Origin of the sequence: Enterobacter cloacae complex sp. P6RS, assembly GCF_014982245.1 — a bacterium.
GTDB lineage: Bacteria > Pseudomonadota > Gammaproteobacteria > Enterobacterales > Enterobacteriaceae > Enterobacter > Enterobacter bugandensis.
Map to the genome: position 1 here is coordinate 137,437 of NZ_JADCLB010000003.1, position 13,808 is coordinate 151,244.

General features: G+C 53.1%; 14 protein-coding genes. 8 read left to right on the forward strand and 6 right to left on the reverse strand.

Going from position 1 to position 13,808, the window contains the following annotated elements; translation table 11 throughout:
- The 3 genes from INF73_RS01650 to INF73_RS01660 all read right to left on the reverse strand — a co-directional run.
- Window positions 1–254 (reverse strand): hypothetical protein (locus INF73_RS01650; RefSeq protein WP_193547278.1); only part of this gene is annotated, 254 nt, incomplete at its 3' end.
- Window positions 255–456: 202 nt separating this feature from the next.
- Window positions 457–978: a hypothetical protein gene (locus INF73_RS01655; protein WP_193541321.1), complete on the reverse strand. Its 522-nt coding sequence runs from the start codon at window positions 976–978 to the stop codon at window positions 457–459.
- A 50-nt stretch (window positions 979–1,028) separates the two neighbouring features.
- Entirely contained in the window at window positions 1,029–1,835 is an 807-nt protein-coding gene (locus INF73_RS01660; protein WP_227413021.1) for an EAL domain-containing protein, read from the reverse strand.
- Window positions 1,836–2,159: 324 nt separating this feature from the next.
- Here INF73_RS01660 and INF73_RS01665 point away from each other — a divergent pair, with 324 nt between their 5' ends.
- The 5 genes from INF73_RS01665 to INF73_RS01685 all read left to right on the forward strand — a co-directional run bounded on the left by INF73_RS01665 (window position 2,160) and on the right by INF73_RS01685 (window position 6,269).
- On the forward strand, window positions 2,160–3,005 hold the full coding sequence (locus INF73_RS01665) for a winged helix-turn-helix domain-containing protein (protein ID WP_193541323.1): 846 nt from the start codon (window positions 2,160–2,162) through the stop codon (window positions 3,003–3,005).
- On the forward strand, window positions 2,989–3,480 hold the full coding sequence (locus INF73_RS01670; RefSeq protein ID WP_193541326.1) for a hypothetical protein: 492 nt from the start codon (window positions 2,989–2,991) through the stop codon (window positions 3,478–3,480). The genes INF73_RS01665 and INF73_RS01670 overlap by 17 nt, the downstream gene beginning before the upstream one ends.
- Window positions 3,481–3,771: 291 nt before the next feature.
- Window positions 3,772–4,191: a translesion error-prone DNA polymerase V autoproteolytic subunit gene (locus INF73_RS01675; protein ID WP_193541328.1), complete on the forward strand. Its 420-nt coding sequence runs from the start codon at window positions 3,772–3,774 to the stop codon at window positions 4,189–4,191.
- A 2-nt stretch (window positions 4,192–4,193) separates the two neighbouring features.
- Window positions 4,194–5,459 carry a Y-family DNA polymerase gene (locus tag INF73_RS01680; RefSeq protein WP_193541330.1) on the forward strand — a complete coding sequence of 422 codons (1,266 nt, stop codon included), beginning with the start codon at window positions 4,194–4,196 and terminating at the stop codon, window positions 5,457–5,459.
- 609 nt (window positions 5,460–6,068) lie between these two features.
- Entirely contained in the window at window positions 6,069–6,269 is a 201-nt protein-coding gene (locus INF73_RS01685) for a hypothetical protein (protein WP_028012954.1), read from the forward strand.
- 46 nt (window positions 6,270–6,315) lie between these two features.
- Here the strand turns inward: INF73_RS01685 and INF73_RS01690 are convergent, their stop codons facing one another.
- Window positions 6,316–7,182, reverse strand: coding sequence for an aldo/keto reductase family oxidoreductase (locus INF73_RS01690; RefSeq protein ID WP_193541332.1), 867 nt, complete (start codon window positions 7,180–7,182; stop codon window positions 6,316–6,318).
- Window positions 7,183–7,325: 143 nt separating this feature from the next.
- Here INF73_RS01690 and INF73_RS01695 point away from each other — a divergent pair, with 143 nt between their 5' ends.
- Window positions 7,326–8,987: a methyl-accepting chemotaxis protein gene (locus INF73_RS01695; RefSeq protein ID WP_193541334.1), complete on the forward strand. Its 1,662-nt coding sequence runs from the start codon at window positions 7,326–7,328 to the stop codon at window positions 8,985–8,987.
- Window positions 8,988–9,014: 27 nt separating this feature from the next.
- On the opposite strand, the gene smrA is transcribed toward INF73_RS01695, so the two are convergent.
- Together smrA and INF73_RS01705 are read right to left on the reverse strand one after the other, a co-directional pair.
- Window positions 9,015–9,578 carry a DNA endonuclease SmrA gene (gene smrA, locus INF73_RS01700; RefSeq protein WP_045630204.1) on the reverse strand — a complete coding sequence of 188 codons (564 nt, stop codon included), beginning with the start codon at window positions 9,576–9,578 and terminating at the stop codon, window positions 9,015–9,017.
- 355 nt (window positions 9,579–9,933) lie between these two features.
- The gene (locus tag INF73_RS01705) at window positions 9,934–10,845 is read right to left on the reverse strand and encodes a LysR family transcriptional regulator (RefSeq protein WP_028012950.1); all 912 of its coding nucleotides are present in this window, start codon (window positions 10,843–10,845) and stop codon (window positions 9,934–9,936) included.
- Window positions 10,846–11,020: 175 nt separating this feature from the next.
- On the opposite strand from INF73_RS01705, the gene INF73_RS01710 reads away from it, so the two are divergent.
- Entirely contained in the window at window positions 11,021–12,331 is a 1,311-nt protein-coding gene (locus tag INF73_RS01710; protein ID WP_193541336.1) for a M20 family metallo-hydrolase, read from the forward strand.
- Complete coding sequence (locus INF73_RS01715; protein ID WP_193541338.1) at window positions 12,331–13,776, forward strand: M20 family metallopeptidase; 1,446 nt, start codon at window positions 12,331–12,333, stop codon at window positions 13,774–13,776. The genes INF73_RS01710 and INF73_RS01715 overlap by 1 nt, the downstream gene beginning before the upstream one ends.
- Window positions 13,777–13,808: the final 32 nt, after the last annotated feature.

Sequence of the window (13,808 nt, forward strand, 5' to 3'; positions counted from 1 at the left end):
CCCGGATTCTCACCGCCGCCTGCTGACGGCGTCTTCGCCCCTCCTGAACTGCCGCCCGCCGTTGCTGCAAGCGTTGCCAGGGTCACCCCCACCGCTGCTGCCCCCACAGTCTGCAGCAGCGCATTGTCTTCTTTACCGCACAACTCGGCACGGGATGACAGCTGATCGACTGTTAATGCACTCAGGTCTGCCGTGCAGTCGATGGTTTCAGATGACGTAGGCTGACTGGCCCATACGGGTGAATACAGCGCCATGGAAATACTTACCGATAAGGCGCTTAGCGTTGCTATACGACTGTGTTTTATTTTCATTGTCTTTCCTTCTGCTTTTCCATACTCTCCGCTCCCCGGTTTATATAAAGGGGATAGATTCAGATAGATATGACGTTACGCACGCCCGGTGAGGGAGTGCGGGAATGTGTCTGATTATTTAAAGGGGTGTTTCTTTTCTACATTTTTAAATACATTCAGCCATAGCAAGCCTCCTTACTTCGTTGGCATTCCTGAGATTCAGCTTTCTCGCTATAAAACCCACCCGGGAATAAACGGTTTTATTATTTGAATTGAGTGCGCGTGCGGCCGTTGCTATATCCGGATATTTCACTATAAACCTAATAACGTTCATTTCTCTGGAGGTCATCATGGACCAGTCCTGCATCTCAGTGAGATGATGTCGTATATACTGCCATTCCGGGTTCTTCTTCCCTTTCAGACACCTTATAATATCCGGCAGGCAATCATCGTAACAAAATGCGGTCAGAGGGCTTAGTGCTCTTGAATGAATACCGATGCCTTTTATCATGATAACAGGCTGCCTGTCCGCAGGGTTCGCATTTTCCAGTGCATCCAGTAAAGCAGCGAATGAAGGATACGAGTCAACATCAACGACAAAATAGTTTCTTTCAGTACGAATACTCTCCAGAAGATACTTAAAAGAATTTTTAATATAGATATTTCTGGTAAATATTTTATGTCCCATTACGCATGTAAACCACTCAGTAAATTAGTTTGCAGTTAGGAAAAAGTATTTCAGTTAATATATTTCTCAACAAAACGAGCAATGCTCTCCGGACGGGAAAAATGGTATCCCTGAAAAAGACGGATCCCTTTACGCTTCAGAAGCATAAACTGCTCCTCTGTTTCGATCCCCTCCGCGATTATCTGTATCCCTAGCGCCTGTGATAAATGAGAAATGCTGTCAAGCACAGCGGAATACACGAGTGATCCATTACTGATAACCGTCAGGCACCTGTCAATTTTGACAGTCGTAAACCCCGCATGTTCTATGTATTTCAGGCTGGCGCTCCCGCTGCCAAAATCATCTATAGCAAACTGCACGCCAGCCTCAGTAAGCTGATGCATCGCATCCAGGGCAAAATCATCCAGATCCAGCGTGCCACGCTCAACGATTTCCAGTACCACGCCAATCCGGCCCCGGAATACTTCATTAAAATCGGCCACCGCCCTGATAACCTGCGGCGAGTTCAGCTGATGCGCACAGATATTAAAAGAAAGATAAAAATCGTCAGGCAGGGTTCCCCTGTAGTCTTCAAACTCCCCCCTGACGCTGGCCAGCAGACTGCAGGTGACGTCATTTATCACCCCGGCTGGCTCCATGAGAGCAAGATATTTTTCAGGGGTGCGCAGTACTCCCTTTTTTAGTACACGCAGCAGTACCTCTCCGCCCACCACCTTATCGTCCCTGCAGATAGGCTGGATGTGAGGCACAAACTCAGCGCCAGCCAGTTCTGCTGACAGAATTCTTTCCCGGATGATCGCGCAGAGGTTGCTGAAAAAACGCTCCGCCTTTCTGAGTAATCGGGTGCCAGTCATCATATTATGCCTCCTCCACCGGTGCTGCCCATAACCGGATATCTCATCCGGTTCGTCAGCGATAATCAGGACGCCCCTGCCATACGGAGGATAAGCCCTGTCTTATTCACTTCTGCGAATAATCCTAGCAAAGGAAAACAACAATAAGATATTTGTATCGTCAATAACTGAAATTACAAATAAAAAAACTAAAACACACGACAAATGCAAACATTAACACCAGCAATATTTGCATAAATTCCGCCTGTGCTACGATGATCGGCATGCCTGAACGTCCGGCAGGACGGTAAGTATGCGTTCATGCACTCACGGAAAAGGAGGACGGGAATGGTTTTCGAGATTGGCAGGAGAGTGGTTTACCGTCCGGAAGACGGAGCCCTGTGGCCTGCTGGAGATGAGACATCAGCCACCATCCTGACACTGACGATGGGCCGGGTTCTGATGTGCCTGCTGGAAAAACACGGTCAGGTGGTCACGCGCAACGAACTGCTTGACCAGGTATGGGACGCCCATGGACTGCGTTCCTCCAGTCATACCCTCAACAAATACATTTCTGAACTGCGAAGACACTTTGTACAGTTGGGTATTGCAGAAGAGTGCATCATTACCGTGCCGCGAGTGGGATTTCTGTTTAACGGCGATCTGGAGATCAAAGTGGTGACGGCAGAAGATGCTGAACAACGGGGTGAAAGTACGGTTATTTCGATGCCCTCTGCGGAGAAGGATAGAAAGAGGAATAAAGATGACAGGTCTTCAGACGCAGGTGCAAAACATCCTTTCCGGAAAATCCCTTTAGGCTATCTTATATCCGTGACCATGGCCGCAATAGTTTTCCTGGCGGCGATTGTCTATGATTTGCTGGCCCCCTCACCTGTGCAGCTGAAGGCAAAAGAAACACCGACTTATTTTCTTTTCAATTATGAAAGCTGTCCGGTCTATACCCTTCAGCAAAACTCTGACTCCCTTAAGGAGAAAAAAATACGCATTTTCCTCGAGGCTGCCATGAAGGAAAAAATTATCTGTCTGAACGGAACCTCTTTTGTTTACCAGGCATCAGAATCTTACCTTTACGGTAAAAAAGGAAAAGTATTTATCAGCCGGTGCACATTCTCCGGGACAAACTATCTGTCGTGCCTGAATTTCTACTGGAGCGGACATGGAAGCAATGACTAGGGTCACAAGAATAATTCTGGTTTTACTGATCATCCTGTTTTTGTCAGCAACGGTCTATCTTATTTATACAAGGCAGCAGACTCCCGGGCTGGAAGTGAACTGCTCAACCGTTATCCACTACGATAATATGGCACCTGGTTTTGTTTCATCCCTCGAACTGCATTTCAGGCTACATGACAATCACACCGGCAGGGCGGTCCTCTCGGGTAATATTGATGACGAAAATAATATCACTCTCATTTCCAGAAGCATTGTTTTTGATTATGAGATAAGCGCACCCGGTGAGATATCTGTCAGCAACCTCCGGTACCTCAAGAATACCCGTGACACGGCCAGCGATGACTATTTCCGGAACAGCTTTTTCTATGCCCGTGAAGGGACGAACAGGCTGCTGCGGCTGAGCCCTTTAAATAATGGCTGGCTGTTAGGCAACCTGCAGTCCTCATTTGCCATCTGCGTAAATAAGCAGGCTTAGGCAAATAAGTGTGCTCCGTCTGGTCTAATTTATAAGGGTTCCCGGATGAAGATTTTCAGAATACCGTGCCCCCTTCTGCTCGGGGACAGTAACGTATGCCTGCAATACTCATAAAGTAGTTACTTTATGGGGGTGTTCTTCACTCACTATCCGGACAGAGTAGCATCGCCAACATTGTTGAACATGATAATCGCCCTTGTTCCCGCCCCAGATGACTCATCGTCCCTCTTGATCTTTGCTATCAATCTACAATACTGTATATAAACACAGTATACGTTGACGGTAATCATCATGCAGTTTTTTACACCTACTGAGTTACGCCAGATAGTGGTACTTCCTATGTTCAATGATCTTGTTCCATGTGGCTTTCCAAGTCCTGCGCAAGACTACGTTGAGCGTCGTATCGATCTGAATGAGCTGATGATTCAGCACCCCAGCGCAACCTATTTCGTGAAATCCAGCGGTGATTCAATGATTGATGCAGGAATTGGCGAAGGCGATTTGCTGGTTGTAGACAGCTCCCGGAAGGCCGAACATGGCAGCATTATCATTGCTACCGTTGACGGTGAGTTCACCGTTAAACGCCTGCAGTTGCACCCTATTGTTATGCTCAAGCCTGAAAATCCCGCTTACAAGCCCATACTGATCGGGAGCGAAGACAATCTTGAGGTTTTCGGTGTAGTAACCTATATCGTGAAATCAGCGAGCTGACCATGTTTGCACTGTGTGATGTGAACTCTTTCTATGCTTCCTGCGAAACCGTTTTTCGCCCGGACCTGAAGGGCCGACCCGTGGTCGTTTTGTCAAATAACGATGGCTGCGTTATTGCTCGTTCTATAGAAGCAAAACCTTTTGTAAAAATGGGCGAGCCCTATTTTAAACAAAAGGATCTCTTCAGGCGGCACGGTGTGGTGTGCTTCAGCAGCAACTATGAACTCTACGCCGATATGTCCAACCGGGTGATGACCACGCTGGAAGAGATGTCTCCTCGCTGTGAAATATACTCAATTGACGAACTATTTTGTGACCTAACCGGTGTTCAAAACTGTCGCGATCTTTCGGAATTTGGACGTGAGATTAGAGAAACTGTACTACAACGTACGCATCTGACAGTAGGCGTCGGTATTGCACAGACAAAAACCCTGGCCAAACTGGCAAATCATGCGGCAAAGCGATGGCAGCGGCAGACGGGAGGCGTCGTTGATCTGTCAAATAAGGACCGCCAGAGAAAACTGATGGCAGTCCTGCCGGTTGACGAGGTCTGGGGAGTGGGCCGACGGATTACGAAAAATCTTGAAGCTATGGGTATCAAAACGGTATTGCAGCTGGCGGACTCCGATATTCGGTTCATCAGAAAGCATTTTAGTGTTGTGCTGGAGAGAACGGTCCGCGAATTGCGTGGAGAACCGTGCCTTGAGCTGGAAGAATTTACACCGGTAAAGCAGGAAATCATCTGTTCTCGTTCGTTCGGCGGGCGTATTACCGAATACGAAGATATGCGTCAGGCCATCTGTAGCTATGCGACCCGGGCCGCAGAGAAATTGCGTAATCAGCACCAGTACTGCCGATTTATCTCAGCATTTGTTAAAACCTCCCCCTTCGCGCCTGACGAACCGTATTATGGTAATAGCGCTTCGGTAAAACTGCTCACACCGACTCAAGACAGCAGAGATATCATCGAGGCGGCCATCCGCTGTCTGGATGTTATCTGGAGAAACGGGCACCGGTATCAGAAAGCGGGCGTCATGCTGGGCGATTTTTATAGCCAAGGTGTCGCACAACTTAATCTGTTTGACGACAATACACCAAGGAAAAATAGCCAAAAGTTAATGGATGTATTAGATCATCTGAACGCTGAAAATGGCCGTGGAACGCTCTACTTCGCGGGACAAGGTATCCAGCAGCAATGGCAGATGAAACGGGAAATGCTATCACCTCGATACACAACACGATTTACTGATCTACCCACTGTTAAATGAATGGACACGCCATGAATGAGCCTGAAGAGTGAAGTCAACATGGTTAAACTCCTTTCGGTAAAGTAGTTGGCCACAGTCGTGAAAGAACGAATCCACCTTTCCAATCGCTGAACCTCCACAAGAAAAAGGGTGGAACTAAATGTATCCCCCTTTAACAGTTCCCCTGGATATCGAGGGCGTAGACTAACTCAATGTCGTAATGCCCATCTTCTGAGGGCCAGGAAAGCCACAGGCAACACGCTCAAGATATAAAGGTAATTCAATAAGTTGCTTTGGATGATAAGAAAAGAGAGTGTCCATAAATGCCTTTCCCGCCAGATACTGTATATAAACACAGCATTTCGGATTGCGGCACAGGATCAAGGTCATTTCCGACAAAGACCGCAAACGCGTTGAAGTTTGAGCGGATTTAATTTAGCAACCTCTCCTGCTGGCGATCGCAGATGGGCCAACCAAAAGTCATAAAAAAGTCATTAGAAAACACTTTAAAATGACCTCATGTGAAAAAAGATCATTAAATCACTATTGAAACACTATCAATTGACTTCAACATCAAAATAACGCATATTCCAGGGCGCGAATTATCAAGACTTTTGGAGGACGTTTTCTATGCCAGCCCGTGACTATCCCGACAAGCGAGTTGCCCGCGGTTTAGCAAAGGAGGCCGATCTCAGGATGTTGAGCGCCCGCATTGAGCCTGACCTGATGGAATACATCAGAATCACCGCCTTTGAGACGCGAAAAAGCAAGCAGGAAATTGTGGCAGAAGCGTTAGCGCTTCACAGACAGAAAAGTCAATGCGGAGTCTGAGCAGGCAAAGCCTGGAAGTGTCCTTCCGGCTTTGCCCATGCTGTGATTAACCCATCAGCGCATTCAGTTTTTCAAGTGCTTCAGGCGGCAATTGCACCTCTCCCGCCGCGAGGTTTTGCCGCAGATGCGCCACGGATGACGTGCCGGGGATCAGCAGGATGTTCGGCGACCGTTGCAGCAGCCATGCCAGCGCAACCTGCATCGCCGTTGCGCCCAGGGAATCCGCGACGGCCTGCAGGCCGGTGGACTGCAGCGGCGTGAAGCCTCCCAACGGGAAGAACGGCACATACGCAATCCCCTGCTGCGCCAGTAAATCCACCAGCGCATCGTCGCCGCGGTTCACAATGTTGTACATGTTCTGCACGCAGACGACCTGCACCATCTTCCGCGCTTCCGCCACCTGCGTGGCCGTGACGTTGCTCAGGCCAATGTGGCGTACCAGCCCCTGCTGCTGTAATTTTGCGAGGGTGGAAAGCGGTTCAGCAATCGATCCTTCTGCCGGGCCGTGTGCGCTAAACATGATCCGCAGGTTCACCACGTCCAGCACATCCAGCTTCAGGTTGCGCAGGTTGTCATGCACCGCCTGGGTCAGCTCCTGCGCGGAAAAGGCCGGCAGCCAGGCCCCTTTGTCATCGCGACGGGCACCGATCTTGGTGACGAGGGTGAGATCGTCCCGGTAAGGATGAAGCGCCTCGCGGATCAGCTGGTTCGTCACATGCGGGCCGTAAAAATCGCTGGTATCGATATGATTCACACCCGCCGCCACGGCTTCGCGCAGCACGTCCAGCGCGGCCTGTTTATCCTTCGGCGGGCCAAATACGCCCGGCCCGGCAAGCTGCATTGCCCCGTAGCCCAGTCGTTTAACCGTTCGCGTTCCGAGCGCGTACGTCCCGCTTTTATCAATGCTGCTCATGTTAACCTTCCTCATAAAATGATCCGGATTTACAACAGGTTCCTGACCGAAGCCCTAAGTTAAGCGCGAGTTAAATTAAAGTTTAAATTCTATACGACGATAGTATGGGTGTACCTCTGCATCTTTTCTAACGGACGACCGCTATGCTGAAAAATCTGCACGTGATTACCGGAATTATCTTTGCCCTCACCATATTCTGTCTGCTGCAAGTTGTCACGGGAGGGTTGTTCTACTCTGCCGTCAGCAACGATCGCCATAACTTCCAGAACTCCGGCGTGCTGAATGCCCAGCAGGAAAGCCTGAGCGACAGCGTGAACACGCTGGTGAAAACGCGCGTTACCGTCACCCGCGTGGCAATCCGCTACCTGAAGAACCAGCGCGACCCGGCATCCCTTGCCGCGATCAACAAACTGCTCGGCACCGCAGGCGACTCGCTGGCTAAAGCTGAAGCCTATAACAAAGAATGGCAGAAAATGCCGCAGGTTAACGGCCAGAATGCGGCGTTAACCGACGAGATGCAGAAGTCATGGAATCAGATGCACGAGGTGATGCGTTTGTCGATTGAGTATCTGCGTGCCGACAACTACCAGGCCTATGGCGATCTGGACGCACAGCAGGCCCAGGACGACATGGAAGCGGTCTATAACCGCTGGCGCGCCGAGAACAACACGCTGCTGAAGGCGGCAACCGAAGAGAACCAAAGCAGCTTCACGCAGATGCAGTGGACGCTGGCTGCCATTTTCCTGGCCGTTATCGCCGTGCTGGTGGTGATCTGGCAGGGTTTACAGCACCTTCTGTTAAAACCGCTCAACGCCATCATGAACCATATTCGCGCCATTGCGGGAGGCGATCTGACGCAGGATATCACCCTCTCTGGCCGCAATGAGATGGGTCAGCTGGCGGCTGGCCTGCACGAGATGCAGCAGTCGCTGGTGACGACCGTCAGCGCCGTACGCGGCAGCACCGACTCCATCTACACCGGCGCGGGTGAAATTGCCGCAGGGAGCAACGATCTCTCCGCCCGCACCGAAGAGCAGGCCTCCTCGCTTGAAGAGACTGCCGCCAGCATGGAAGAGCTGACCGCAACGGTTAAACAGAACTCCGATAACGCCCGTCAGGCGACGCTGCTGGCGAAGAATGCCTCTGAAACAGCGGCTCGCGGCGGCCACGTCGTGGATAACGTGGTGCGCACCATGAACGAAATTGCCGACAGTTCGCAGCAAATCGCTCATATTACCGGCGTGATTGACAGCATTGCGTTCCAGACCAACATTCTGGCGCTTAACGCCGCGGTGGAAGCCGCGCGCGCAGGCGAGCAAGGCCGCGGGTTTGCGGTTGTCGCCGGTGAAGTTCGTACGCTGGCCAGCCGCAGCGCGCAGGCGGCGAAAGAGATCAAAGGGCTTATTGAGAACTCCGTCAGCCGGGTAAACACCGGTTCTGAGCAGGTCAGTGAAGCGGGCGCGACTATGAAGGAGATTGTCGCCGCCGTCACCCGCGTCACCGATATCATGGGCGAGATTTCGTCCGCATCGGATGAACAGAGCCGCGGAATTGAGCAGGTGAGCCTGGCCGTGTCGCAGATGGACAGCGTGACGCAGCAAAACGCCGCGCTGGTACAGCAGTCCGCCACGGCGGCAGCGGCGCTGGAAGATCAGTCCGAACAGCTGCGTCAGGCCGTGGCCGCGTTTCGTCTGAACGGTAAAGTAAACGCCACCGCCCCACGCCCGGCCAACGTTAAAACACCGCAGCTGCTGCGTCCGGCAACGGCTAACGCCACCCCCGACAGTAACTGGGAAACCTTCTAAGCCTCAGACGGGCGAAGATATCGCCCGCTAACGGCTGCGCTTGGCGTGCCGTTCCCAGTTCTCCTGCTTCGCGTCGTCGGATTTTCGCAGGGAAACATAGCAAGCCCCGCTGCCGCCGTGATGCGGCAGCGCCACGCAGAACGCCTGCACTTCCTCGAACTCGGTTAACCAGCGTGCCAGATAGCTACGCACCACATTAGGATGCGAATTTTGCTCGCGCCCTTTCCCGTGGATGATGATGAGGTTACGTAATCCGTCACGACTGGCCTGGCGAATAAAGGAATACAGCATCTGGCGGCAGCGTTCAGCGGGCTGACGCAACAGATTTAAGCTGGCCTGTCGGGAGTATTTACCCGAACGCAGCTTATCAATAACGCCCTGCTGGACGCCTTCGCGCTGGAACGCCAGCGGCTCGTCAAGCGGCAATAGCTCAAGGAAACCCAGGGTCAGAAAGTTGTCGAGCTGTTCGGTATCGATGTCCTGGCGAGCCCGGGTATTACGGCTTTGCTGCCAGTGGATATCGGTGCAGCGTTTCAGGGGCTGGACATCCTCCATGGCGTCAAGAAAAAGGGATTTGTCGTCAGGGTTCATGGAAATCCTCCGGCTACATCTGGGCTTGTACTATACCTGCGCCAGGCAGGTGTCTCAATAAACCTTAGAAGATGAGGCACGAGATAAATATTAACCCGATGAATATATATAGTCATTATAAAATGCACTTAAACCTGACTTAACTAAAACCCCATCAACGGTAAAATAGGTGATTTGCGTTAAATTTTTGTAAAATCAGTCATTCACCTTCCTTTCATTTTTCGGGAAAGGTGTTATAACTAAATTTACCTGCCTCATGGATATAATACCCAGGACTTGCGAAAGGACGCACTGCTGTGTGTACTATAGGGTCTGTCTGATGTCGGGCAGACTCTGTTTTTTTATTATGCGACTTTCACCCTGAAACTATTTTTCTCGCTTCCCTTCTGAATTGCGTAATTAATGATTCGGCAAGCGGAGTTTGACGAGAATCCCGGCGCTGAATTAAATAATATGCGGCTTTTGGAAGCGACTCGGCAACCGGCAGAATGACCAGACGGTGCGCCAGCAGCGGATCACAGCCTAACTCCTGTGGAAGGATACTTAAAAAATCACTTTGCGCAACAAGGCTAATGCAGGAAGAAAAGGTTTCGCACACTACGCCAATCCGCGGTATTTGCGAGCGGTGGCTAAATAGATCTTCTAATTGCTTATAATAACTTCCCCGCGGCGTTGGCATTGTCCAGTTATAATGCAGCAGATCGTTAATGGATGTTGCCCCTGTCGCCGGATGCCCTTCCCGGCAAAATACCGCAAACGGTTTTTCGAAGAGTTTTTCAAACGTAAATTCATGGTCGTAAGGCCCCTGATAATAGGTGTTGATGGTGAAGTCCAGTTCGCCCTGGCGTAATTCATTGATCATCGACACCAGCTGCCCTTCCATAATTCGCACTTTAACCTGCGGGTGCTGGGCGTGAAAACGGGTGATGACGGCGGGCATCAGGCTGCGTGACACGCTGGCCCCCATCCCGATATTGATCTGCCCGGCCAGATCCCCCTGCCGCTGGCGAATGTCATCCTGCGCCGCACGCAGCTCTTCCAGAATCAGCCTGGCGCGCTGGTAAAACCCTTCCCCGCACTCGGTCAGCGCAACGCCTTTACTCCGGCGAACAAAAAGCTGCGCCGCCATGCCCTCCTCCAGCTCTTTGATGGATTTGGTCAGCGCCGGCTGCGAGAGATTCAGCGTCCGGCTGGCACCGCGAATGCTGCCCTGACGCGCCACTTCAACAAACGCCCGGATTTGATGGAATTTAATCTGAAATGACATAGCCCAACCGATAACCGTTGTTTATCAGAGTAAAGAAACTGTCATCTACTTTAATGGAAAGGGATGTGCGAGGGTAATTCCTGAACGGTTAAAACTGTGAAAAAACGGTTAGTGATAAGTAAAAACTATCACAGCGTGAAGCAGTTCACATTTTTTAATGATGACAGGAACAGATATGGACACACTGGCGCAGTACATCCAGACATTAGCCCCCCAGCTGATCGCATGGCGTCGCGATTTTCACCAGTTTGCGGAATCCGGCTGGGTAGAGTTCCGTACCGCCGCAAAGGTCGCGGAAATCCTTGACTCCCTGGGCTACGAACTGGCGATGGGTCGCGACGTGATCGATGCCGAAAGCCGTATGGGGCTGCCCGATGACGCCACCCTTTCGCGAGAGTTTGCCCGTGCGCGGTCGCAGGGGGCGCCTGAGAAATGGCTGGCGCCGTTTGAAGGCGGATTTACCGGCATTGTGGCGACCCTGAATACCGGACGACCGGGCCCGACGCTGGCGTTTCGCGTCGACATGGATGCCCTTGATTTAAGCGAAGCGCTCGACGACAGCCATCGCCCGTTCCGCGACGGTTTTGCCTCCTGCAACGCGGGAATGATGCACGCCTGCGCGCACGACGGCCACACCACCATTGGCCTGGGGCTGGCAAAGGTGCTTAAGCAGAACGAAGCGCAGCTCAACGGTACCGTCAAGCTGATCTTCCAGCCTGCCGAGGAAGGCACCCGCGGCGCGCGCGCCATGGTCGCCGCCGGGGCGCTGGACGGCGTGGACTATTTTACCGCCATCCATATTGGTACCGGCGTCCCCGCCGGAACGGCGATCTGCGGCAGCGATAACTTTATGGCAACCACCAAGTTCGACGTGAACTTTACCGGCGTTGCCGCACACGCGGGCGGCAAACCGGAGGATGGACGTAACGCCCTGCTTGCCGCCGCGCAGGCCGCCCTCGCCCTGCACAGCATCGCCCCGCACAGCGAAGGCGCTTCCCGCGTCAACGTCGGCGTGATGCAGGCGGGTAGCGGCCGCAACGTGGTGCCCGCAAATGCACTGATTAAGGTTGAAACCCGCGGTGAAAGCGAAGCAATAAACCAGTATGTCTTTGAACGCGCGAAGGCTGTCATTACCGGCGCGGCCGCGCTCTATGGCGTGAGCGCGGAGATGCGCCTGATGGGGGCCGCCACCTCCAGCGCGCCGACGCCGGCCTGGGTTGATTACCTGCGTGAACAGGCGAGCCAGGTATCGGGAATTGTGCACGCAATCGATAAGGTGAAAGCGCCAGCAGGCTCTGAAGACGCCACGCTGATGATGGCCCGCGTGCAGCAGAACGGCGGCATGGCGTCGTATATGGTGTTCGGCACGGATTTGAGCGCCGGACATCACAACGAAAAATTCGACTTCGATGAGCAGGTCATGGCTGTCGCCATTGAAACGCTGGCGCGAACTGCGCTCAATTTCCCGTGGACGCGAGGTGTGTAATGCAGGAGAACTACGCTTTTATTGCCGATGCCATCGACACGCGATGTCAGACGCTAACCGATATTGCCGACGCGATTTGGGATCATCCCGAAACCCGCTTTGAAGAGTTCTGGTCCTCCAGACGGCTCGCTGACGAGCTGGAAGCCGAGGGCTTTACGCTGACCCGCGAGGCTGGCGGTATCCCAAACGCGTTTATCGCCAGCTTCGGCAGCGGAAAACCGGTTATCGCTCTGCTGGGCGAGTACGACGCGCTGGCCGGGCTAAGCCAGCAGGCGCACTGCACGACAGCGCAATCCGCCACGCCGGGGGCGAACGGCCACGGCTGCGGGCATAACCTGCTGGGCACCGCGGCGCTTGCGGGCGCGGTGGCGGTAAAAAGCTGGCTGGAGCAGCACGGCGGCAGCGGAACGGTGCGTTTTTACGGCTGTCCCGGTGAGGAAGGCGGCTCCGGGAAAACCTTTATGGTACGTGAAGGTCTGTTTGATGACGTTGATGCCGCCGTCACCTGGCACCCGGAGGCCTTTGCCGGGATGTTTAACGTCAGCACGCTGGCGAATATTCAGGCCGCCTGGCGTTTTCACGGCGTGGCGGCGCACGCGGCCAACTCGCCCCATTTAGGGCGCAGCGCGCTGGACGCCGTGACGCTGATGACCACCGGCACCAACTTCCTTAACGAGCACATCATAGAGAAAGCGCGCGTCCATTACGCCATCACCGACACCGGCGGGATTTCGCCCAACGTGGTGCAGGCGCAGGCTGAAGTGCTGTACCTGATCCGCGCCCCGGAGATGGCGGATGCGCAGCAGATCTACCAACGCATCGAAAAAATTGCCCAGGGCGCGGCAATGATGACCGAAACCACCGTCGAATGCCGCTTTGATAAGGCCTGCTCCAGCTACCTGCCGAACCGCACGCTTGAGGCTGCGATGTACCGCGCGTTGCAGCACTACGGCACGCCGGAGTGGACCGATGAAGAGCGCGACTTTGCCCGCGAAATCCGCGCCACGCTGACGCCAAACGATCTGCAGAACAGCCTGAAAAACATTGCCGCCACGGGGGGAGAAGCAGGCAAAGCCTTTGCCCGCCGCCATCAGGAGACGCTGCTGGTGGATGAAGTCGCGCCCTATGCCATCACCGATAACGTGCTGGCGGGTTCAACGGACGTAGGTGACGTCAGCTGGAAAATGCCGGTCGCCCAGTGCTTCAGCCCCTGCTTTACCGTCGGCACGCCGCTGCACACCTGGCAGCTGGTGTCTCAGGGGAGAACCTCTATTGCCCACAAGGGCATGCTGCTGGCCGGGAAAGTGATGGGCGCGACCGCGCTCAATCTGCTGCAGGACGCCGCGCTGCTGAGAAAATGCCGTGAAGAGTTCGAACAACAAATAGAAGAAAAACCGTACGTGTGTCCGATCCCACCGGGCGTGACACCGTCACCTTTAAAATAAAAAAACACAACACAACAACACAACACTCCCGA